Origin of the sequence: Enterobacter cloacae complex sp. P47BA (assembly GCF_014930485.1) — a bacterium.
Taxonomy (GTDB): domain Bacteria; phylum Pseudomonadota; class Gammaproteobacteria; order Enterobacterales; family Enterobacteriaceae; genus Enterobacter; species Enterobacter bugandensis.
The window spans coordinates 75904-99166 of record NZ_JADBRF010000011.1 but is presented as its reverse complement, the minus strand read 5'-3'; the positions used below and the strand labels follow the sequence as shown (position 1 = coordinate 99166).

General features: G+C 59.5%; 17 protein-coding genes. 8 read left to right on the top strand and 9 right to left on the bottom strand.

What is annotated here, in order from left to right:
- Nucleotides 1–31 precede the first annotated feature (31 nt).
- Complete coding sequence (locus tag IM299_RS12910) at nt 32–1354, top strand: PTS sugar transporter subunit IIC (protein WP_193357602.1); 1323 nt, start codon at nt 32–34, stop codon at nt 1352–1354.
- Between the two features lie 15 nt (nt 1355–1369).
- Nucleotides 1370–2086 (top strand): GntR family transcriptional regulator, encoded by a 717-nt coding sequence (locus IM299_RS12905; RefSeq protein WP_193357601.1) that lies wholly within the window; start codon nt 1370–1372, stop codon nt 2084–2086.
- 41 nt (nt 2087–2127) lie between these two features.
- Here the strand turns inward: IM299_RS12905 and ldtB are convergent, their stop codons facing one another.
- Nucleotides 2128–3048: a L,D-transpeptidase gene (gene ldtB, locus IM299_RS12900; protein ID WP_008501186.1), complete on the bottom strand. Its 921-nt coding sequence runs from the start codon at nt 3046–3048 to the stop codon at nt 2128–2130.
- Nucleotides 3049–3270: 222 nt separating this feature from the next.
- Between ldtB and IM299_RS12895 the strand changes: the two genes are divergently transcribed.
- The gene (locus IM299_RS12895) at nt 3271–4866 is read left to right on the top strand and encodes an ABC-F family ATPase (RefSeq protein ID WP_041910703.1); all 1596 of its coding nucleotides are present in this window, start codon (nt 3271–3273) and stop codon (nt 4864–4866) included.
- 187 nt (nt 4867–5053) lie between these two features.
- Here the strand turns inward: IM299_RS12895 and IM299_RS12890 are convergent, their stop codons facing one another.
- Both IM299_RS12890 and IM299_RS12885 read right to left on the bottom strand, forming a co-directional pair.
- Complete coding sequence (locus IM299_RS12890) at nt 5054–7417, bottom strand: TIM-barrel domain-containing protein (RefSeq protein WP_193357600.1); 2364 nt, start codon at nt 7415–7417, stop codon at nt 5054–5056.
- 17 nt (nt 7418–7434) lie between these two features.
- Nucleotides 7435–8736 (bottom strand): MFS transporter, encoded by a 1302-nt coding sequence (locus tag IM299_RS12885; RefSeq protein ID WP_059357997.1) that lies wholly within the window; start codon nt 8734–8736, stop codon nt 7435–7437.
- A gap of 288 nt (nt 8737–9024) precedes the next feature.
- Between IM299_RS12885 and IM299_RS12880 the strand changes: the two genes are divergently transcribed.
- Nucleotides 9025–10098, top strand: coding sequence for a LacI family DNA-binding transcriptional regulator (locus IM299_RS12880; protein WP_193357599.1), 1074 nt, complete (start codon nt 9025–9027; stop codon nt 10096–10098).
- Here IM299_RS12880 and IM299_RS12875 read toward each other — a convergent pair.
- From IM299_RS12875 to IM299_RS12860, 4 genes are all read right to left on the bottom strand, one after another.
- Nucleotides 10095–11351 carry a DUF1479 domain-containing protein gene (locus IM299_RS12875; RefSeq protein WP_193357598.1) on the bottom strand — a complete coding sequence of 419 codons (1257 nt, stop codon included), beginning with the start codon at nt 11349–11351 and terminating at the stop codon, nt 10095–10097. The genes IM299_RS12880 and IM299_RS12875 overlap by 4 nt on opposite strands.
- A 149-nt stretch (nt 11352–11500) precedes the next feature.
- A complete protein-coding gene (locus tag IM299_RS12870) occupies nt 11501–12316 on the bottom strand; it encodes a Cof-type HAD-IIB family hydrolase (protein WP_028012470.1) in 816 nt (271 codons plus the stop codon).
- Between the two features lie 166 nt (nt 12317–12482).
- Complete coding sequence (locus tag IM299_RS12865; protein WP_163332971.1) at nt 12483–14915, bottom strand: formate C-acetyltransferase/glycerol dehydratase family glycyl radical enzyme; 2433 nt, start codon at nt 14913–14915, stop codon at nt 12483–12485.
- A 4-nt stretch (nt 14916–14919) separates the two neighbouring features.
- Nucleotides 14920–15819: a glycyl-radical enzyme activating protein gene (locus IM299_RS12860; protein WP_193357597.1), complete on the bottom strand. Its 900-nt coding sequence runs from the start codon at nt 15817–15819 to the stop codon at nt 14920–14922.
- Nucleotides 15820–15947: 128 nt separating this feature from the next.
- On the opposite strand from IM299_RS12860, the gene fsa reads away from it, so the two are divergent.
- On the top strand, nt 15948–16610 hold the full coding sequence (gene fsa / locus IM299_RS12855) for a fructose-6-phosphate aldolase (protein ID WP_193357596.1): 663 nt from the start codon (nt 15948–15950) through the stop codon (nt 16608–16610).
- An 89-nt stretch (nt 16611–16699) separates the two neighbouring features.
- Here the strand turns inward: fsa and moeB are convergent, their stop codons facing one another.
- Both moeB and moeA read right to left on the bottom strand, forming a co-directional pair.
- Complete coding sequence (moeB, locus tag IM299_RS12850) at nt 16700–17452, bottom strand: molybdopterin-synthase adenylyltransferase MoeB (protein WP_193357595.1); 753 nt, start codon at nt 17450–17452, stop codon at nt 16700–16702.
- A gap of 1 nt (nt 17453) precedes the next feature.
- A complete protein-coding gene (gene moeA, locus IM299_RS12845) occupies nt 17454–18686 on the bottom strand; it encodes a molybdopterin molybdotransferase MoeA (protein ID WP_045630940.1) in 1233 nt (410 codons plus the stop codon).
- Nucleotides 18687–18874: 188 nt separating this feature from the next.
- Here moeA and iaaA point away from each other — a divergent pair, with 188 nt between their 5' ends.
- From iaaA to gsiB, 3 genes are read left to right on the top strand one after another with little or no spacing between them, the layout of a single operon-like run.
- Nucleotides 18875–19813: a beta-aspartyl-peptidase gene (gene iaaA, locus IM299_RS12840; RefSeq protein ID WP_045260003.1), complete on the top strand. Its 939-nt coding sequence runs from the start codon at nt 18875–18877 to the stop codon at nt 19811–19813.
- Between the two features lie 11 nt (nt 19814–19824).
- On the top strand, nt 19825–21696 hold the full coding sequence (gsiA, locus tag IM299_RS12835; protein ID WP_045630941.1) for a glutathione ABC transporter ATP-binding protein GsiA: 1872 nt from the start codon (nt 19825–19827) through the stop codon (nt 21694–21696).
- Nucleotides 21697–21719: 23 nt separating this feature from the next.
- The gene (gene gsiB / locus IM299_RS12830; protein ID WP_047362754.1) at nt 21720–23258 is read left to right on the top strand and encodes a glutathione ABC transporter substrate-binding protein GsiB; all 1539 of its coding nucleotides are present in this window, start codon (nt 21720–21722) and stop codon (nt 23256–23258) included.
- Nucleotides 23259–23263 lie beyond the last annotated feature (5 nt).

The following is a 23263-nucleotide window of genomic DNA, read 5'->3' as shown; positions in this document are numbered from 1 at the left end:
TTTTGTGACTGATTGATGGGAACACTCCGCTATGTCTGAAACAAAAATCACACCGCACATGCAGTCCTTTGTCGATAAATTTGTCGAGTTCTCGGCGCGCCTGGCAAACCAGGTGCACCTGCGATCCCTGCGCGACGCCTTCGCCACGGTGATGCCGATTTTCATCCTCGCCGGTCTGGCGGTGCTGGTGAACAACGTGGTGTTCCCGTGGATTTTTGAGGGCGACACGCTCACACAGTTTAAGGTGTGGGGCGAGGCGATTATTAACGGCACGCTGAACATCGCCGCGCTGCTGCTGGCGCCGATGATTGCCTGGTCGCTGGCGCGCAACAAAGATTTCGACAATCCGGTCTCGGCAGTGGTTATCGCCGTCAGCAGCTTTATCATCATGATGCCGATGCGCTTACAGGTTACGCCCGTTGGCAGCGACGCTGCGGTCAGCGTGACGCAGGTGCTGACGTTCGCCAATATCGGCTCCACCGGGATTTTCGCCGGGGTGCTGATTGGGCTGCTCTCCACCGAGCTGTTCATCGCCATTTCGCGGCTGAAGGCGCTGCACATTTCGCTGGGGGAAAACGTGCCCCCGGCGGTGAGCAAATCGTTTACCGCGCTGATCCCGACGATCCTCACGCTCTCCCTGTTCGCCGTGCTGGCGGCGATCCTGGCAAACGTGCTGCATACGGATCTGATCCACCTCATTACGACCTTTATCCAGCAGCCGCTGCGGCTGATCAACACCAGCCTGCCGGGGACGATTTTCATCTACAGTTTCGGCAACTTTCTGTTCACGCTCGGCATTCATCAGTCGGTGGTCAACAGCGTGGTGCTGGAGCCATTCCTGCTGATTAATACCAACGAGAACATGCTGGCCTTCGCCAACGGACAGCCGATCCCGCACATCATCAACAACATCTTTGTGCCGACGTTTGGCATGGTGGGCGGCACGGGCAGCACGATCTCGCTGCTGATCGCCATCTTTATCTTCTCGCGGCAACAATCGGCGAAGCAGGTGGCGCGTCTGTCGCTGGCGCCGGGCCTGTTCAACATCAACGAGCCGGTGATTTTCGGCCTGCCGATCGTCTTTAACCTGCCGCTGATGATCCCGTTTGTGCTGCTGCCCGCCATCGGCATTTACTTCGCCTGGCTCTGCACCACGCTGGGGTTAATGTCCCGCTGCGTGGTGATGATCCCGTGGACCACGCCGCCGATCCTCAGCGCCTGGCTGGCGACGGCGGGGGACTGGCGCGCCGTGGTGGTCCAGTTGGCAATCATCGTATTTGGTGTATTCTTCTACCTGCCTTTCCTCAAAATTGCCGAGCGAGTGGCCTTGAAAAACAGCGGGATAGAAAACTAACAGAAAGGAAGGACGATGGCGGCGAAGTACATCACCATAGCGCGGGAAATTAAGAAACGCATTATCAGCCAGCAGTACGCCGCCAACGAACCCCTGCCGGACCAGTTTGCACTGGCGGCGGAGTTCAGCACCAGCCGGATGACTATTCAGCAGGCGATGCGCCAGCTGATCGTCGAAGGGCTGGTCTACACCCGTCAGGGTCAGGGGACGTTCATCCGCAAAAACTTCCTCCAGCTCTCGCAGTGGGATCTCTCCGGCAGCGACTACTTTGGCGCGACCAAAACCTGGGCGCATCTGGGTACGGTCACGAGCCAGGTGGTGCATTTCGAACTGCGCTTCCCGAACGAAAAAGAGCAGGCGTCGCTGATGATTAACACCGATGCGCCGATCTACGACTTCATTCGCCTGCGTTTACTGAACGGCGAACCGATGTCGCTGGATTCCACGGTGATGCCGATGAATCTGGTGCCGGGCCTGACGAAAAACCACCTTGAAGGGTCAGTGTTTCAGTACGTTCAGGAAACCCTGGGGCTGAAAATTATGGGGTCATACCGGGTCGTGCGGGCGCTAAAGCCCAGCGCGCTGGACAGAGAGCATCTGGTCTGTGAGGAAACCGATCCGGTGCTGGAGGTGGAGCAGGTCATTTATCTGGAAGATGGCACGCCGCTGGAGTATGCCCACTGCCACTATCGCTACGACCACGGCGGGATTGTTATCGTGAATAACGGATAAAAAAAAGCGGGCCTCGAGGCCCGCTTTTTTGATGCGCGTGATTAGTTCAGACGCACCGGCATACCGGAACGGTTCTGAATCGCCTGGTCGACGATGGTGGTTTCCACGTCTGGCTGAGAGGTCACGGACTGCACCGCGCTGTTCAGCGTAATCGGCACGATCTCGTTGTTGTTGATCTGGTCTTCGCTGGTGGAGAGCGGGTTGTGCACTTCGATGTAGCGGCTGCCGTCTGGCTCAGACGTCGCTTTCACCGGTTCGTTGATGAACTGCACGCGCGTACCAACCGGCACGTTCTCGAACAGGAACTTGATGTCGTCGTTACGCAGGCGCACGCAGCCGTGGCTCACGCGCAGGCCGATACCGAAGTTGGCGTTGGTGCCGTGGATGGCGTACAGACGACCAATGTACAGCGCGTACAGGCCCATCGGGTTATCCGGGCCGGCCGGCACAACGGCGGGCAGCGGTTCGCCCGCAGCGATGTATTCCGCGTGCATTTTAGCCGTCGGCGTCCAGGTTGGGCCCGCTTTCTTACGCTCTACTTTGGTGGTCCAGTTCAGCGGGGTGTCTTTGCCCAACTGGCCGATACCGATTGGCAGCACGATAACGGTGTTGGTGCCTTTCGGGTAGTAATACAGACGCATTTCGGCGCTGTTAATCACGATGCCTTCATGAACGGTATCCGGCAGGATCAGCTGCTGAGGAATATTCAGCACGGTACCTGCTTTTGGCAGATACGGGTCAACGCCCGGGTTCGCTTCCAGCATGTTGGACAGGCCCAGCTGGTACTGCGCGGCGAAATACTCCAGCGGCTGAGAGTTACCCTCAGGCACCGTCACCACCTGGTTTTGACCCACCAGACGGCTTCCGTCTGTCGGCAGGGGATACGTCACCGCAGACGCGGTCTTACAAAAACCTACTACGGCTAACGCCGCCGCAAAAAGCGTTGTTAATTTCATGTTCATGTTGTGCGAGGTATCTAAGCCATTCAGGCGATGAGTTGATAAGTCTGAATCTGTGATGGGAGCGCATTATATGTGCATTCCCGCTAACAGGGAATTCAGATGTGTACGAAATCACATTTTTTTCGATTTTGTTAAAGTTTAGTGGATTGCCGCAACACGGGATCTCAATTCGGAATTGTGGCATAATGCCGTGTTTATCACACTTTTCGCAGGAATCTCTCCGTGTTAGTTACCAGCAACGTCACTATGCAGTTTGGCAGTAAGCCGCTGTTCGAAAACATTTCCGTCAAATTTGGCGGCGGCAACCGTTACGGCCTGATTGGTGCCAACGGTAGCGGAAAATCCACCTTTATGAAGATCCTCGGCGGCGATTTAGAGCCGACGCTGGGCAACGTGTCGCTCGATCCGAACGAGCGTATCGGTAAGCTGCGTCAGGATCAGTTCGCCTTCGAAGAGTTCACCGTGCTCGACACAGTGATCATGGGGCACGCGGAGCTGTGGGAAGTGAAGCAGGAGCGCGATCGTATCTACGGTCTCGCCGAAATGAGCGAAGAAGACGGCTATAAAGTGGCCGACCTGGAAACCCAGTACGGCGAAATGGACGGCTACTCCGCGGAAGCGCGTGCGGGCGAACTGCTGCTGGGCGTGGGAATTCCGGTTGAACAGCATTACGGCCCGATGAGCGAAGTCGCGCCAGGCTGGAAGCTGCGCGTGCTGCTGGCGCAGGCGCTGTTCTCTAACCCGGACATCCTGCTGCTCGACGAACCAACGAACAACCTGGACATCGATACCATCCGCTGGCTGGAGCAGACGCTGAACGACCGCGACAGCACCATGATCATCATCTCGCACGACCGTCACTTCCTGAACATGGTCTGTACGCACATGGCGGATCTGGACTACGGTGAGCTGCGCGTATATCCGGGCAACTACGACGAGTACATGACGGCAGCCACCCAGGCGCGTGAACGTCTGCTTGCCGACAACGCCAAGAAGAAAGCGCAGATTGCGGACCTGCAATCCTTCGTGAGCCGCTTCAGCGCCAACGCCTCTAAATCCCGTCAGGCAACATCGCGTGCCCGTCAGATCGACAAAATCAAGCTGGAAGAGGTTAAAGCCTCCAGCCGTCAGAACCCGTTCATTCGCTTTGAGCAGGATAAGAAGCTGTTCCGTAACGCGCTGGAAGTTGAGGCGCTTACCAAAGGCTTTGATGAAGGCCCGCTGTTTAAAAACTTCAACCTGTTGCTGGAAGTGGGTGAGAAGATTGCCATTCTGGGCGCCAACGGCGTGGGTAAATCTACCCTGCTGAAAACCCTGGTGGGTGAACTGCAGCCGGACAACGGCACCGTGAAGTGGTCTGAAAACGCGCAGATTGGCTACTACGCGCAGGATCATGAGTACGAGTTCGAAAATGACCTGACCGTCTTCGACTGGATGAGCCAGTGGAAGCAGGAAGGCGACGACGAGCAGGCGGTGCGCAGCATTCTGGGGCGTCTGCTGTTCAGCCAGGACGACATCAAAAAGCCGGCCAAAGTGCTCTCCGGTGGTGAAAAAGGCCGCATGCTCTTCGGCAAGCTGATGATGGAAAAACCGAACATTCTGGTGATGGACGAACCGACCAACCACCTGGACATGGAATCGATCGAATCGCTGAACATGGCGCTGGAGATGTATCAGGGCACCCTGATCTTCGTCTCTCACGACCGTGAGTTCGTCAGTTCACTGGCGACCCGCGTGATCGAAATTACGCCAGAGCGCGTGGTGGACTTCACCGGTAACTACGAAGATTATCTGCGCAGTAAAGGTATCGACGGCTAATTTCCCGTCGTCTTTCACGCTGCAGATGCGTTGGCTTCACCTGTGCACCCCGGTCACTTACTTATGTAAGCTCCCGGGGATTCACAGGTTTGCCGCCTTCCTGCAGCGCGAAATACTTAGGGAAAGGCGTCGTGCCTTTATTCCCTCTCCCAGTGGGAGAGGGTTAGGGTGAGGGCATCAGGCCGCACTACATCACCCACTCGCCCCCTTCAACCCCGTTCACCCGCAGCGTACGTTTTTCCCCCGCCGGTAACGACACCTTCAGCGCTTTCCACGCCGGACGGTAATCCCCGCGCGCGTCCACCTTCAGGTTGATGGTTGCGCCATCGCACACCATTTCCCATTCCACCCACAGCGCATTGCCCTTCTGATAGCCCCAGCTTTCACCGTCGTCTTCAAACAGCAGCCCCGTGGTTGTGCCGACGCCTTTAACCGGGAACAGCTTCAGCTCGCGGGTCGTATCTTTTTCAGCACTCACATGCGTGATGCGCTCGCTAAGCGGCAGACCGGCCCCGGCGCGCACCAGCAGCGGCAGTTTTTCCAGCGGCGCATCAAGGACGATGGATTGCCCGCCCGCATACCACGCGTGGGTGTAAAAATCGTACCAGCCCGTTTCGTTATCCGGCAGCCAGACGAGGCGCTCGCGCTGCCCGGCTTCGACGACGCTGGCGACCAGCAGGTCGCGGCCCAGCAGGAAGTCATCGCACTCTTCGAAGGTCTGCGCGTCGTGCTCGTGGTCGAGGAAGGTCGGGCGCAGCATCGGCTCGTCGTCGGCGTGCGCCTGCCAGAGCAGGGTGTAGAGATACGGCAGCAGGCGGTAGCGCAGCTCAATCGCGCCGCGAATGGCAGGCGTGACGCCCGGATACATCCACGGCTCGTTCACGGTGCGATCGTCATTCCAGGAATGGATGGTAAAGCGCGGGTGCATTACGCCGTTCTGCACCCAGCGCACGAACAGCTCGGCGTCCGGCTTGTCGCCGGAGAAACCGCCGACGTCGTGCCCGACGTTGAATAATCCGGACAGGCTCATGCCCAGCCCCATGCGGATGTTATAGCGCAGGGTGTCCCAGTTAGTGCGGTTGTCGCCGCTCCAGGTCTGAACGTAGCGCTGCATCCCGGCGCAGCCGGAGCGGGAGATCAGATACGGGCGTTTTTCCGGCGCAAAGCGCTGCTGCGCTTCCAGCGAGGCGCGCATCATCAGCAGCGGCATCACCGGGCGAATATGCTTGATGGCGATCTCCTTGCCGAAGCCAAAGCAGCGGGCTTCCCCGTCCCACACTTCATACTCGTTGTTGTCGTTCCAGGTGGAGTCGATACCCATCTCCAGCAACTGCGTGGTCACGCCGTTCTGCCACCACTGCACCGTCTGCGGGTTGGTAAAGTCGAGGTGCGAGCCTTCGTCATCCCAGAAGCTGGAACGTTCCGGTGCATCGGTTTCTGAATCACGGATGAACAGGCCGCTCTCCGCCACTTCGTTATAGCGGGGATGATCCTGCAGCAGGCACGGCTTGATGTTGGCCGCAAGCTTCAGTCCCGCGTCGTGGAAGGCCTGGCTCATCGCCTTCGGCTGCGGCACCTTGTCGTAGTTCCAGTTGAAGACGTAGCGCTTGCCGTTGATGGAGGTATAGCCGGACGAGAGCTGGAACGAATCGCATGGAATGGCGTGCTCTTCGCACAGGCGGATGAAGTTCATCAGCTGATTCTGCGCGTCCGGTGCGTCGGTGTAGTGCATGGTCGAGCCGCTGTAGCCCAGGCTCCACTTCGGCCCAAACAGCGTTTTCCCGGTCAGGCGCACGAAGGCTTTGGTGACGTCCAGCGCGCGCGCGCCGGTAAAGAGGTAGTAGTCGATGTCGCCCGCTTCTGCCTGCCAGCGGCGATAGGCGGTGTGATAGTTGTCGATCTCGTTGCCCAGATCCAGCCAGCAGCTGCTCAGGTTGTCGTAGAACAGGCCGTAGCTCACGTCATCGCGGCGGGTGAGGGTAAACGGAATGTGCTTGTAGAGCGGGTCGGTGCTGGCGGCGTTATAGCCCATCGCGTCGAGGTTGCGCATCTCGTAACGTTTGCCGTTGCGCTGCAGATCGCCCGCTTTCTCGCCCAGCCCGTAGAAACGCTCGTCCTTGCGGCGGCTGAGATAGTGCGCCACGCCGTCGCCGTGGGCGTTCAGCAGGTAGGCGCTGGTCGGGCGATCCTGGATCAGTGGCTGCCATTCGCCCGCATCATTACGGTAGTGCCACTCCAGCCACAGGGGCTGGTGGACGGTCACGCGTAGCTGCTCGGTTGCCACCGTCACTGCGTCATCCTGCTGCGTCAGGGTCCAGGCTGGGCAGGAGAAACCGCTCAAGTCGTCACGATGGCGGCCTTCCCACGGCACGTCCTGTTCCGGCGCGATGCTCCAGGTGCGGTCCAGCGCCAGCTCGCCTTTGCGCTTAATCAGCACGCGGAACAGGTTTTGTTCCAGCACATACAGGCACAGGCGGTGCTGATTATCCACCAGCAGCTCCAGATGATTCGCAGACTGCTTATCGACGGTCCAGTTTTTCAGGGTTTTCATATGCAATACATCCACTATCAGGCGCGCTTGGCGCGACGTTCAGCAATAAATGCCACCAGGAAGAGAGCGCCAATCAGGTCAAAAAAGCCCATGGCAATGAAGAGCGGGTTAAAGCCGATTTTGTCGGCGGTCACCCCGATTAACAGCGAGAACAGGAAGCTGGCGATCCACGCCGCCGATCCGCGCATGCCGTTGACGGTCGCCATCTGGCCTTTGTCGAACGACTCCACGACCAGGGCACTTAGCATGCAGGAGATGATCTGGTGCCCGAAGCCGCCGATGGAGATCAGCACGATGGTGATATACGGGTCGCGGGTCACGGCCACGATGGCCAGAGAAATCATCAGAAACGCGCCGGTGACGGAGCTTGCCACCACCGAGTTCACGCGGGAGCAGCCGAACCAGCGGGTGTACAGGCGCGTCAGGTAGCCGCTTGCCACGCTGCCGAGGTCGGCGGCGAGGAAGGGCAGCCAGGCAAACATCGCGATCTGCTTCAGGTCCATGCCGTGCTCTTTGGCGAGGTACAGGGGCACCCAGAAGCTCAGTACCGCCCAGGCGGGTTCTGCCATAAAGGCCGGGATGGCGATACCGTAGAATCGTTTGTTTTTCGAGACGGTTTTCAGCGCGGTCAGGAAGGGCAGCTTGACCGGTGCGGGTTCGTTATCCTGTTTGATAAACGCCAGCTCGTCGCGGCTCAGGTTCGGGTGCTGTTCCGGGTTGTGGTAGAACGCCCACCAGAGGAGCACCCACAGCAGCGCCAGCACGCCGGTAAACATAAACGCGCCCTGCCAGCCGAACGAGGCGTGAGCAAAGTAGATGATAGGCGGGGCCAGCATCGCGCCGATGGAGAAGCCCACGCCCGCCCAGCCGGCGGCAACGGGACGCTCTGATTTCGGGAACCATTCGCCGATGGTTTTGGCATTCGCTGGCGTGGCGGCAGCTTCGGAAGCACCCATAAAGAAGCGCAGAATCGCGAGATGTAGCCAGCTTCCGGCGCCCGCGTGGAAGATACACATCAGCGCCCAGATCCCGGCGCAGACCATAAAGCCAATCTTCAGGCCGATAACGTCAATCAGCCAGCCGCACAGGGGCTGGAAAATGGTGTAGGCGATCTGAAACGCGCCGACTATCCAGGAGTACTGCTCGGTGGTGATCCCGAGGCTCTCTTTCAGTTCCGGGGCGAGGATCCCCAGTGAGTTACGGGTGATGTAGTTAACGGTGACGCCAAGTAAAAACAGCACCAGCACGTACCAGCGCAAATTCTTAATGACGCGACGGGTTTTGCTTGTCGCAACGGTGTTATTGATGTCCTGACTCATTTTACTCTCCACAAGACGGACGGTAAGGGGACGGAGGTTCAGGTGTCACGCAGATTGTTATGCCTTTGATTTCTATCCGCTTAGAATGCTTAAGTTGCTATACAACTAGTATGGAAGCTGTGTGACAAGTTCACCTTAGGGAAGAAAATGAGAGGGCAAAAGTGGATTTTGTGCAAAATTTCTCATAACTGACGTAAACCCTCTGGCATGATGGTCTTTATGTCAGTTATTGCCTGATGAACACGCTATGAAAATTTTTTCATTTCGCAAATGGAGCCAGATCACAAAATGGACAAAAGGCTAAAAATCACCGAAATCGCCGCCCGTACCCAGCTCTCCATCAGTACGGTTTCCCGTGTGCTGGCAGGCAAAGCGAATACCAGCGAAAAGGCGCGGGCTAAGGTGCTGGCGTGCGCGCGGGAGCTGGGGGTGATGGACGGCATGGCGGCGGGGCGTCTGCTGCTTAACAGCCTGGTGGTTTTTGCCCCTCAGCGTGCCTTCGACGAGCGGTCCGACATCTTTTACTACCGCGTGATCCAGAGCGTGAGCAAAGGGCTTGCCTCGCACGAGGTTCGGCTGCGCTACTGCGCGCTGGAGGAGAACGACAGCGACGCCCAGATTTTTCTGGCACGCATGAACGAGCCGGATACCCAGGCGGCCATTCTGCTCGGTATCGACGATCCGCATATCCACGATCTGGCGGTGGATGTGGGGAAACCCTGCATGCTGATTAACTGCCGGGACCGCCGCATGCGCCTGCCTGCCGTTGCCCCGGATCACCGTGCTATTGGCGAGCGGGCGGCGGAGTACCTGTTCGAGATGGGGCACCGCGAGGTGATGAACGTGCTGTGCCTGCGCCGGTACACCATGGAGCTGCGCCTGTCGGGGATCCGCGACGCGTGGCAGTCCCACAACCTGGCGTTCAAGGACAAGCGCGATCTGCTGGTGGTGCCAAGCTTCAGCGCCAGAGAGACGGAGCAACTGGTGAGCGAGTGGCTTAACCAACAGAAGGGAAAAGACCTGCCGACGGCGTTCCTGGTAGGCGGGGACTTTATGGCGGCAGGCACCATCAGCGCGCTGCAAAATCACGGTCTGCGCGTGCCGCAGGACGTCTCGGTGATGAGCATTGACGGCTTTAATCTGGCGGCGATTCAGGATGTGCCCTTAACGGCGGTGCATGTTCCCCGCGACGAGTTGGGAACGGAAGCGGTGCATATGCTCCAGCAGCGGCTGATGCGCCCGGACGCGCCGTCAGGAACATTGCTGCTGAACGGCACGCTGGCCGTGCGGGAATCGGTACGGCGGATACGTCAGGGGAAACGACGCACCGCCGTGGAGCGGGAAGGGCTGTACGACAGTTAAGCCATGCCCAGCGCGCGCTTACCGTGGATGTTGAGATCGTTCACGGTAAAACGGTCCTGCCAGCTTTTTTCATAATCCTCGCGCGGGAAGTCTCCCGGCGACGCGCCGGTTTCCAGCGCTTCCTTGACCTTTTTCGCATAGGCGAGGTTCTTCTCGCACATTGGCGCGGCGGGGATGTACATCACGTTGCCCCAGCCCTGCTGATTTTCCACCGGCGCGACGGAGTGGATCACGTCGCAGTGCCACCACACGGAATCACCGGCTTCCAGCGCCGGAATGCTGGTCAATGCTTCGACAAGCAGCGGGTGCCACTTCTCGGAAATCGGCAGCACGCGCCCCGGCGCCACGCCGCACAGTTCGTCCTCTGGCACATCGTCCAGCAGCGGACGCAGCAGAATGTAGGCCATTGCTTCCGGGATCGGCACCACGTGCAGCAGCCCCTGGCCGGGGATCATGTCCGACAGCGCCGTCCAGCCCTGGAAGGTGCGGAACACCGAGCACTTGGTGGTGTTATCCACGGTGTACTCTTCCACTTCAGTACGGTGCGCGGCGTTCCACGGATCGTATTTCTCGACGTTGCCGTCAAACACGCGGGCAAACACCTGCTGGTAAGCCGGCAGCAGCCAGCGCTCCAGCGCGCCGGAATCGGTATGCGCCCCCAGCCCTTTTGAAGTGGTTCCCGGCGGACGACGGCGGATGCGGTCCGGGTAAATCACGCTGACGTCAGGGTCGAACCACTGCTTGCCGTTGCTCTCGAATGTCCATAAACGGTTCAGGAACGACTGCACCTGCGCCATCTCTTCACTCTGGCGCGCCTGCATTTGTGCCTGGGACCAGTAGATCGGGTAAATCTCCGGGCGGGAGGCGGTTAAGGTGCCGAAGAAGTTGTCGCCCGGCCCTTTGTACACCTCGTCAAACTTGTTCAGATCGAGGTAGTCGAGCATCGACCCATCCCACGCCAGCGCCTGCTCGCGGGGGAAGTGACCTTTAATCACCGCGCAGCCGCGGCGCTTAACGGCCTCGCGCTGAGCGTCGGTAATCGTGCCGTTTTTCACATCTGCAAACGGAATCACCGGCCAGACGGGTTCGCCTTTATTTTTCAGGGCGTTGATCTCCGCCACGCGGGTGGCGATTTTATCGCTGAGCTTGTCGAACACCGCCTGCACGTCGCCGATCTGCGCGCGTAACTCACGTTTTAACTGACGGATTGCCGCTTTGTGGTCCGCTGGCAAGGTTTCACTGGTAAAGGTCATAACTGCCTCGCATCTTTCATTCGAAAGCAAAAATGTCTACAAGTGATACTTTAAGTTAAAAATAAGTTAATGCAAGTTTAAAAACTTGACGCAAGCCACAGGACGGAAAAAGAGTGAGAGGCCGGAGCGGGGCTCCGGCGAGGAAAGGATCAGACGTCGAAAGGAGAGTGGTTGTCGAGCACGGCCTGAATGACGTTCAGCGCGCCCTGATGGTTGTTATCGTCGGTGCTGTAGCGGCTAATGTCTTTAATGCTCTGCGCCGCGTTGCCCATCGCAAAAGAGTATTTTACCAGCTTCAGCATCTCGGCATCGTTGCCGCTGTCGCCAATGCCGACGCACTCCTGCGGGGAGATTTTCCAGCGTTTCAGCAGGCGGCTGATGCCGTTGGCTTTGTGCAGGCCGGGGATAATCAAATCGACAAAACCGAAACCGCTGGTGACCGGCTTCATGATGCCGTCCAGGGAGACGTGCAGTTTATCGACCAGGTTCGGGATATCGCTGTCCGGCAGGTTCAGGGAGAACTTAAACAGCACGTCGTCGATTTCGCGGTAATCGCTGATGCGTTTTAAGCGGTGATAGTGCTTTGACATCAGCGCCACGAAGGCGTCCGGGGCTTTGTCGCTGACGTAGGCGCTCTCCAGACCGCAGGCTACAAAGTTCAGCCCTTCGTCTTTCAGCAGTTCGCCAATAACGATCTGCGACTCATGGCGGGTCAGCTCGCCGTGGAAAACCTGTTCGCCGTGGTCAAACACCAGCGCGCCGTTCTCCGCCACGAAGGAGATCTGCTCTTTCAGCTCGGGGAAGAAGGAGATGAGCTGGTAATACTGGTTGCCGCTGGCAACAACGAATTCAATATCGCGGGCTTTAAGCTGCTCAAACTGTGCCTGGAAGCGGTCACGATCGTACTGCTTGGCATCATCAAGGAAAGTTCCGTCCATATCGGTGACGATAACTTTAACGGTCATACTGTGCTCCTGGGTCACTGCGTTTTGAAACATTCTAATAACAAGGTGACGGGGAGCACAAATTTAATTTCGAATGAAAGTCAGAAAGCCGGGTGGCGGCTTCGCCTTACCCGGCCTACGGGGAGACTCTGTAGGCCCGGTAAGCGCAGCGCCACCGGGCGTTTTCTTACAGCGTATGCTCAGTACGGGCGATAATATCGTCCTGCGCATCCGGCGACAGGGCGGTGAAGAACGCCGAGTAACCCGCCACGCGCACTACCAGGTCGCGGTACTGGTCCGGGTGCTTCTTCGCCTCCAGCAGCGTTTCGCGGGAGACAATGTTGTACTGAATATGCCAGCCCTTATGCACCTCGAAGAAGGTGCGCAGCAGCACCATCAGCTTCTGGCGATCGCTGTCGTTTTCCAGCGTCGACGGATTCAGCTTCTGGTTAAGCAGCACGCCGCCGAGAATCGCCTCGGTAGGCAGTTTACCCACGGAACCGATGACCGCCGTTGGACCAAGGTGGTCGGTACCGGAAGCCGGGCTTGCCCCTTCCGCCAGCGGGGTGTGGGCCTTACGTCCGTCCGGCGTCGCCATCGTCGCCGCGCCGAACGGCACGTTAGCGGAGATAGACGACGTGCCCGCGTAATAGTTACCGCCAATCGGGCCGCGGCCGTAGCGCGGGTTGTGGTACTGCTTCAACTCCTCAATGTAGGTTTCGTAAGCACGGGTCAGCAGCATGTCCACGCTGTCGTCGTCGTTGCCGTACTTCGGCGCGCCGTTGATCAGGCGCTGGCGCAGCTGCTCGTGGGTCAGCCCGTCGAAGTCATCCGCCAGCGCCGCCGCCAGCTGCTGCTGGCCGATGACGCCCTGCTCAAAGACCAGCTTTTTCACCGCTGCCAGGCTGTTGCCGAGGTTGGCGATACCCACCTGCAGGCCGGAGACCCAGTCATACTTCGCGCCGCCCTGCTTAATGCTTTTCGCGCGTTCGATGCAGTCGTCCACCAGCGCCGAGCAGAGAATGTCGTGGACGTTCTCCTCCAGCATGGTGTCTACCACGTACTCAATTTCGATAGATTTGCGGGTGTAGTAGCGGATCTGGGTATCCCACGCCGCCATCACCTCCTCGAAGTTATCGAAGTTGCCGGCAGAGAGCGCTTTCTCCTGCGGCAGGAACACCTTGCCGCTGGTGGCGTCGCGGCCGCCTTCCAGCGCGGCGAGCATCACGCGGGCAAAGTTGATAAAGCTCATGCCGGTGCAGCGGTAGCCCCACTTGCCGCCTACCGCGGTTTCGATGCAGCCGATGGCCGCGTAGTCGTAGGCATCATCGCGCTCAACGCCAAGCTTGATAAATTCCGGGATCACGATTTCATCGTTGTTAAATGCCGGCATCCCGAAGCCGCAGCGGATCACCTGCACGCAGGCGTCGAGGAAGTCGTTGCTCATGCCCGCATGGTAGCGCACGCTCAGGTTTGGCTGGGTGGAGCGCAGGCGACCGCAGGACTCCAGGATCGCGTAGGAGAGCGGGTTCACCGCGTCCATCGGCTCGCCGTTAACCAGCTTCTGACCACCAATGGTGACGTTCTGGTACAGCGGGCTACCGGCGGAGGCCTTGGAGTGCGAGCCGGAGCGGATCTTGTTCACTTCCAGCAGCTTCAGCCAGCAGCTGTGCAGCAGCTCGATGGCGTGCTCGCGATCCAGGCTCTGGTCCAGCTCCACGTCGCGGCGGTAGTACGGATAGAGATACTGGTCCATCCGCGCGAAGGAGACGGAGTGGCCGTTGGACTCAATCTGCAGGATCAGCTGAATGAAGTAGCACAGCTGCAGCGCCTGCCAGAATGTTTTTGGCGGCTCGTGGGCAATCACGTCGCAGTTTTCCGCCATCGCCAGCAGCTCGTCGCGGCGGCTTTCGCGGGTTTCCGTAGACGCCATCTCACGCGCCAGGTCGGCGAAGCGTTTGATGTGCAGGCTGACGGCTTCCAGCACGATATCAATTGCCTTCAGGAACTGATCGCCGTGCAGGTCTTCCAGCACCGTCAGGTTGATGCGCGAGCGGCGCTCGTCCACTTTGGCGCGCAGGCCGTCGAGACCTTTCTCCAGCACCAGCGGGAAGTTTACCGCCAGGTGCGCGTCGCCGGAGGTCATGTTGCCTTCGGCTTTGATGATGCCGGTTTCCAGCAGGCCTTTCTGCTCGTCGGTGAACATGCCGTAGCAGCGGTCCTGCACCGTCTGGCCGCGCCACCACGGGCAGATTTCATGCAGCACACGCTTGTTCTCTTCGCTCACCGCGAAGCCCGCACCCGGACGGTCCGCCAGATCGTCAATCTCTTTCTCAATCCAGGAGACGGTATATTCCGGGAAGATCGGCGCGGCGCGCACTTCGCTTGCCTGGTTGCCGATAATCAGCTCGTCGTGCTTGATCCAGATGGTTCGTTCCGCCAGGTGATGTGCCAGCGCCAGGGCGCGGCGCACCGGGATCGGCTTGTCCATGTGCTGCTGGTACATTTCGGTGTAATGCTGCGCGCGCTCGGTACAGACCGGCGGCTTGACGATATGCACCAGCGCCATTTTATGCGCTTTAATACGTTCGCTGAGGGTGTTGAGATTCAGGGTGGTCATAGGTTTATCCTCGTAAGGTCGCGGTTAACCCTTTCTGGCAGGCATACTGCTGCGCGAAATCCAGCAGGGCAGGGTTATCCAGCGGTTTGTCAGGGGCAGAGTAAGGTTGGCTGAGCAGGGTGTATTTGTTCATGCCCAGCGTGTGATACGGCAAAAAATGAATATCATCGACGCCGAGTTCGTCGGCGGCGAAGTTGGTAATGGCTGTGATGGACGCTTCATCGGCGTTAAAGCCCTGGATCAGCGGCACGCGGATGGTGATCTTTTTCCCGGCAGCGGCGAGGCGCTTCAGGTTGTCCAGGATCCGTTTGGCCGAACCGTCGGTCCACTGTTTGAACACCGCTCCGTCGACGTGCTTAAGGTCGGCAAGGAACAGATCGACGTACGGTAATGACGGCTCGATATAATGCCACGGCACGTGAAGGCAGGTTTCGACGGCGGTGTGGATACCCTGTTCGTGGCTGGCCTTGAACAGAGCGTGCGCCAGCTCCGGGTTCATAAACGGCTCGCCGCCGGAGAGGGTGATCCCGCCGCCGCTGCGGTCATAAAAAGGTTTGTCGCGCAGCACGGTGGCCATGATCTCGTCCACCTGCTTCTCTTCACCGCAGACGGTCAGCGCCTGCGTCGGGCAGCAGTCGGTGAGGGCATTAAGCGTCTCTTCACTCAGCTTTTCGCGGTGGATGACCTGGCCATTGAGCGCGCGTTCGATACAGCCCGGTGCCGCCAGCTGACACAGGTCGCAGCCTTCCAGACACAGGCGCGCGTCAAACAGCACGTCCCGGCTGCGCGAGCGGCTTTCCGGGTTCTGGCACCAGCGACAGCCCAGCGAGCAGCCTTTCAGGAACACCACGGTTCGAATACCGGGGCCGTCGTGGGTGGAATAACGCTGAATATTGAAGATCATATTTTTGCCCTCAAGTTGCATATGAAGATTAAATGACTTTCGAATGAAAGTTATCTTGATGCAGGTCAACTCTTGAGCAGGTTTTATCGTGATAGGGTAAGTGCAGGCTAATTTTTGAGGGTGACATCATGGAACTTTATCTCGACACATCTGACGTTGCGGCAGTCAAAAAGCTGGCGCGTATCTTCCCGCTGGCGGGCGTGACCACCAACCCAAGCATTGTGGCGGCAGGAAAAACGCCGCTAGATGAGCTGCTGCCCGCGCTGCACGACGCGTTGGGCGGTAAGGGCCGTCTGTTTGCGCAGGTAATGGCAACCACCGCCGAAGGGATGGTGGAAGACGCGCGCAAGCTGCGCGCTATCATTAACGACCTGGTGGTGAAGGTGCCGGTGACCGCGGAAGGGCTGGCGGCGATCAAAATTCTGAAAGCAGAAGGGATCCCGACGCTGGGTACGGCGGTGTATGGCGCCGCGCAGGGGATGCTGTCCGCCCTGGCCGGAGCAGAGTATGTGGCCCCTTACGTTAACCGCGTGGACGCGCAGGGCGGGGACGGGATCCAGACCGTGATTGAACTGCAGCACCTGTTGGCGCTGCACGCGCCGCAGTCAAAGGTGCTGGCCGCGAGCTTTAAAACCCCGCGTCAGGCGCTGGACTGCCTGCTGGCAGGGTGCGAGTCCATCACGCTGCCGCTGGACGTGGCGCAGCAGTTTATTACTTCCCCTGCGGTGGATGCGGCGATTGTGAAGTTTGAGCAGGACTGGCAGGGAGCGTTTGGACGGACGTCTATCTGACGGGTGCGGCCTGATGCCCTCACCCCAACCCTCTCCCACAGGGAGAGGGAGCAAACACTAAAACGGCAACCTGAAGGTTGCCGTTTGCTTTAACCACCGCACACCTCACACCCCGGATTGCGCATCAGCTTCATCTCGCGGAACTGGCAGGTCATCGCGTCATACATCACGATTTTCCCCGCGGCAGGCGTGCCGTAGTGCGCCAGCACTTTGATCGCTTCCATTGCCTGCAATGAGCCAATCACGCCGACGAGTGGTGCCATCACGCCCGCCTCGACGCAGGTCAGCGCATTCTCGCCAAACAGACGGCTCAGGCAGCGGTAGCAGGGTTCAACATCCGCGTACGTGAAGACGCTGATTTGCCCCTCCATGCGGATTGCCGCGCCGGAGACCAGCGGGATTTTGTGGGCAAAACAGCCCGCGTTCAGCTGGTTACGGACGGCGACGTTATCGGTGCAGTCGAGCACCAGATCGTGCTGCGCAATCTGCGCGAACAGCGCGTCGTCATCCAGCATCGCGTCAATCAGGGTGAACTGAACGTTGGGGTTGATGCGCGCCAGCGCCGTGCGGGCAGAGTCCACTTTCGGCTGGCCAACCGTCGCGTCGCTGTGCAGCGTCTGGCGCTGCAGGTTGGACACCGAGACGGTATCGAAATCCAACAGCGTCATCCTGCCCACGCCCGCCGCCGCAAGATACTGCGCGGCGGCGCAGCCCAGCCCGCCGAGACCGACGACCAGCACATTGGCTGCCTTAAGCGCTTCCTGGCCCTCAAAGTCAAACCCGCGCAGCACGATCTGGCGGTTGTAGCGCATCATCTCCTGGTCGCTCAGCTCCACCGTCATGTCAGCCTCCGAACAGGTGGTTAAAGCTTTCTACCTCAACCCATTCGCCGGCTTCCACGTTGCCGCGCTCGCGCTCCAGCACGATAAAGCAGTTGCCCTGGCTGAAGGAGCTGAAAATGTGCGAGCCCTGATGTCCGGTGGTGCTCACTTCGAGCTCACCGTCCGCGCCGCGTGCCAGAATGCCGCGCTGGAAATCGAGACGACCCGGCGATTTTTTCAGGCGCGTAGCGGCACGCACGCGCAGGCGCTCCGGCAGCGGGCTGGCTTTGTTGCCGGAAAGCTTCGCCAGCAGCGGGATCGCCAGCTGGTAGAAGGTGAGTGCCGCAGAGACCGGGTTACCCGGCAGCCCGCAGAACCAGCTGTGCGGAAGCTTGCCAAACGCGAACGGTTTGCCCGGCTTGATCGCCAGCTTCCAGAAGGCGATTTCGCCCAGCTCTTCAAGAAGGGTTTTGGTGTAATCCGCTTCGCCCACGGAGACGCCACCGGAACTGATGACCACGTCGGCGGATTTGTCCGCCTCGATAAACGCCGCGCGCAGTTTTTCCGGGTCGTCTGGAATAATCCCGAGGTTAATCACCTCGCAGCCCAGCTGTTCCAGCATCAGGTGTACCGCCAGTCGGTTGGTGTCATAAATCTGGCCGTCCTGCAGCGGCTGGCCCGGAAGCTGCAGCTCGTCGCCGGTGGAGAAGACCGCTACGCGCACCTTGCGGACAACGTCAACTTCCGCGATGCCGAGCGACGCCAGCACCGGCAGTTCACCTACCGTCAATTTCTGCCCGGCGGCAAAAACGGTCGCGCCGAGGGTGATGTCTTCGCCCGTGCGGCGGATGTTCTGGCCCGCTTTAACGTTCGCGGTAAAACGCACCCCGTCGTCGGTCTGCTCGGTCTCTTCCTGCATCACCACGGCGTCGCAGCCCTGCGGAACCGGCGCGCCGGTCATGATGCGCACGCAGGTGCCCGCAGGCCATTCGCCGCCAAACGGCTGGCCCGCAAAGGCTTTACCCGCCACCGGCAGGGCGTTACCCGTCTGGAGATCCGCCAGGCGCACCGCGTAACCGTCCATCGCGGAGTTATCGAACCCCGGCACGTTCATCGGCGAGACGATATCGCGCGCGGCAATACGACCAAAACAGCGCACAAGCGGCAGCGTCTCAACGTCATGCAGCGGAGAAATACGGTCAAGCATCTGCGAGAGTGCCGTCTCAAGCGGCATCAGTCCGGCGGTAAAATCCATGGTGGGCTCCTGCGGAGTAACAACGAAAGCGCCCATTATGGCAGAAAAGTGCGGCTAACTGTATGACCCGATGGGTGTACGCTTTACATCACTGTTGCGTCTTTCTATATTCAAAAATCATCTGAAGTTTCATCGACGATAATGATATTTATAGAAAAAGCCGCGAATCAGGCTAACGGGTGATGCGAATGGTTAATGCGGTAATCGCAATTCATGGCGGCGCAGGGGCAATCACCCGTGCACAGCTTAGTCCCGAGCAGGAAAAGCGCTACATTGACGCGCTGTACGCCATTGTGGAAACGGGCCAGAAAATGCTGGAAGCGGGCGAGAGCGCGCTGGATGTGGTCACCGAGGCGGTGCGCCTGCTGGAAGAGTGTCCGCTCTTTAATGCCGGAATAGGTTCGGTTTTTACCCGGGATGAAACCCACGAGCTGGACGCCTGCGTGATGGACGGCGTCACCCTGAAGGCGGGCGCCGTGGCGGGCGTGAGCCATCTGCGAAACCCGGTGCTGGCGGCGCGTCTGGTGATGGAGGAGAGCCCGCACGTTCTGCTGGCGGGCGCTGGGGCGGAAAAATTTGCCTTTGAGCACGGAATGGAACCGGTATCGCCGGATCTGTTTTCCACGGAAGAACGCTATCAGCAGCTGCTGGAAGCCCGTACGGCGGGCATAACGCAGCTTGACCATACTGCGCCGCTGGATGAAACCACCAAAATGGGCACGGTTGGCGCGGTGGCGCTCGATAAAGCCGGTAACCTCGCGGCGGCGACGTCAACGGGCGGCATGACCAACAAGCTGCCGGGACGCGTCGGCGACAGCCCGCTGCCCGGCGCGGGCTGCTATGCCAATAACGCCACGGCGGCGGTGTCGTGTACCGGCACCGGGGAAGTGTTTATTCGCGCCCTCGCGGCCTACGACATCACCGCGCTGATGGATTACGGCGGTTTAAGCCTGAGCGAGGCCTGCGAGCGCGTGGTGATGGAAAAATTACCTGCCCTGGGCGGCGTCGGCGGGCTGATTGCGGTCGATCGTGAGGGCAACGTGGCCCTGCCGTTCAACAGCGAAGGCATGTACCGCGCCTGGGGTTATGCCGGTGATGAGCCGAGCACGGGCATCTATCGTGAATAAGGGGGCAGCGCGTGCCGCACACTGAAGAACTGGACAACCGCGAGGTGCTGGCTGTCCATCAGCTGAATATTGCGTTTCAGGAAGAGCGGCAGTTCATCCCCGCAGTACAGAATTTATCGTTCTCGCTCAGGCGCGGCGAGACGCTGGCTATTGTTGGCGAATCCGGCTCCGGTAAATCGGTCACCGCGCTGGCGCTGATGCGCCTGCTGGAACAGACGGGCGGGCAAATCAGCAGCGAGAAAATGCTCCTGCGCCGCCGTAACCGTCAGGTCATCGATTTAAACGAGCTGAGCGGCGCCCAGATGCAGGGCGTGCGCGGGGCGGATATCGCGATGATCTTCCAGGAGCCGATGACCTCGCTCAACCCGGTGTTCCCGGTCGGGGAACAAATTGCCGAGTCCATCCGACTGCATCAGGGGCTGAGCGGCGATGAGGCGCTCAAAGAGGCCCGACGGATGCTGGAGCTGGTACGCATTCCGGAGGCGCAGGCCATTCTGGGGCGCTACCCGCATCAGCTTTCCGGCGGCATGCGCCAGCGGGTGATGATTGCCATGGCGCTCTCCTGCCGTCCGGCGGTGCTGATTGCCGATGAGCCGACGACGGCGCTGGACGTGACGATTCAGGCGCAGATCCTGCAGCTCATCAAAGTGCTGCAGCAGGAGATGGAGATGGGGGTGATTTTCATCACCCACGATATGGGCGTAGTGGCTGACATCGCCGATCGGGTGCTGGTAATGCACAAGGGCAATGCTGTGGAAACCGGTGCGGTCGAGCAGATTTTCCATGCCCCCGAGCATCCTTACACCAAAGCGCTGCTGGCGGCGGTGCCGCGGCTTGGGGCGATGAACGGCAGCGATTTGCCGCGCCGTTTTCCGCTGATTTCCCTGGAGGCGACAGAGCCGCAGGAGGATGAAGGCGAGCAGGACACTGTGGTGTCGGGCAAACCGATACTCGAAGTGCGCAATCTGGTGACCCGCTTTCCGCTGCGCAGCGGAATTTTCAACCGCCTGAAGCGCGAAGTGCATGCGGTGGAAAACGTCAGTTTTGATCTCTGGCCGGGTGAAACGCTGGCGCTGGTAGGAGAGTCCGGCTGCGGGAAATCCACCACCGGGCGGGCGCTGCTCAGGCTTGTGGAGACCCAGGAGGGGACGATAACCTTTAACGGTGAACGTATCGACACTCTGCCAGATAATAAATTACAGGCGATACGGCGAGATATTCAGTTTATCTTCCAGGATCCGTATGCCTCTCTCGACCCGCGCCATACGGTAGGGTACTCAATTATGGAGCCGCTGCGGGTGCATAACCTGCTCGACGGCGAGGCGGCGCAGCGTCGCGTGGCCTGGCTGCTGGAGCGCGTTGGCCTGAAGCCGGAACACGCCTGGCGTTATCCGCACGAGTTTTCCGGCGGGCAGCGGCAGCGTATCTGCATCGCCCGCGCGCTGGCGCTGAACCCGAAGGTGGTGATTGCGGATGAGTCCGTCTCGGCGCTGGATGTCTCGATCCGGGCGCAAATTATCAACTTACTGCTGGATTTACAGCGGGATATGGGGATTGCCTTCCTGTTTATCTCGCACGATATGGCGGTGGTAGAGCGCATCAGCCATCGCGTGGCGGTGATGTTTATGGGGCAGATCGTGGAGATTGGCCCGCGAAGGGCGGTGTTTGAGAATCCGCAGCACCCCTACACCCGCAAGCTTATTGCGGCGGTCCCGGTTGCCGATCCCGCGCACCGCCACGGCCAGCGCGTGCTGCTGCAGGATGAGATGCCGAGCAACATTCGTAAACGCGGCGAAGCCGTGGAGCGCGTCACGCTGCGTGAGGTTGGTCCGGGCCACTTCGTGGCTCCGCCGCGCCAGGACAATGCCTTCTCACGGTTATAACTTACAACAGGCAGGAGAACACAATGGTTACATTTGTAGCGCGTAAATGGTTGTTAGCCGCGAGCGTGACGGCAGCCCTGGCCGCTGCCCCCGCGTTCGCCGCCAAAGACGTGGTGGTTGCCGTCGGCTCCAACTTCACCACGCTCGATCCGTACGACGCCAACGACACGCTCTCCCAGGCGGTGGCGAAATCGTTCTATCAGGGGCTGTTTGGTCTCGACAGAGAGATGAAGCTGAAAAATGTGCTGGCGGAGGGGTACACCGTATCCGACGACGGGCTGGTCTATACCATCAAGCTCCGTTCCGGCGTGAAGTTCCAGGACGGGACTGATTTCAATGCGGAGGCGGTAAAGGTCAACCTCGACCGTGCCAGCAATCCTCAAAACAGCCTCAAGCGCTATAACCTGTATAAAAATATCGCCAGCACCGAGGTAGTCGACCCGGCAACGGTAAAAATCACCCTGAAAGAGCCATTCTCCGCGTTTATCAATATTCTGGCGCATCCGGCGACGGCGATGATCTCGCCCGCCGCGCTGAAAAAGTACGGTAAAGAGATCGGCTTCCACCCGGTGGGAACCGGGCCGTACGAGCTGCTCACCTGGAACCAGACCGATTTCGTGAAGGTGAAAAAATTCGCGGGATACTGGCAGCAGGGGCTGCCGAAGCTGGACACCATCACCTGGCGCCCGGTGGTGGATAACAACACCCGCGCGGCAATGCTGCAAACCGGCGAGGCGCAGTTTGCCTTCCCCATCCCGTATGAGCAGGCCGCCATTCTGCAGAAAAACAGCAAGCTGGAGCTGGTTGCCAGCCCGTCTATCATGCAGCGCTACATCAGCATGAACGTCACGCAGAAGCCGTTCGATAACCCGAAGGTGCGTGAAGCCATCAACTATGCCATTAACCGTCAGGCGCTGGTGAAGGTCGCTTTTGCGGGTTATGCCACCCCGGCCACCGGCGTGCTGCCGCCGTCTATTGCGTATGCGCAAAGCTATCAGCCGTGGCCGTACGATCCGGCCAAAGCGCGCGAGCTGCTGAAAGAGGCGGGTTTCCCGAACGGCTTCAGCACCACGCTGTGGTCGTCGCATAATCACAGCACCGCCCAGAAGGTGCTGCAGTTCACCCAGCAGCAGCTGGCGCAGGTGGGGATTAAGGCGCAGGTGACCGCGATGGATGCCGGGCAGCGTGCGGCAGAAGTGGAGGGGAAAGGGCAGAAAGAGAGCGGCGTGCGGATGTTCTACACCGGCTGGACGGCCTCGACCGGTGAAGCCGACTGGGCGCTGTCGCCGCTGTTCGCCTCGCAGAACTGGCCGCCAACCCTGTTCAACACCGCGTTTTACAGCAATCCGCAGGTGGACAAAGACCTGGCCGATGCCCTGAAAACCACCAAACCGGAAGAGAAAGCCCGCCTCTACAAGGACGCGCAGGACATTATCTGGAAAGAGTCGCCGTGGGTACCGCTGGTGGTGGAGAAACTGGTCTCAGCCCATAACAAAGCGCTGACCGGGTTCTACATCATGCCGGACACCGGCTTTAGCTTTGACGATGCGGATTTAAAATAAACCTC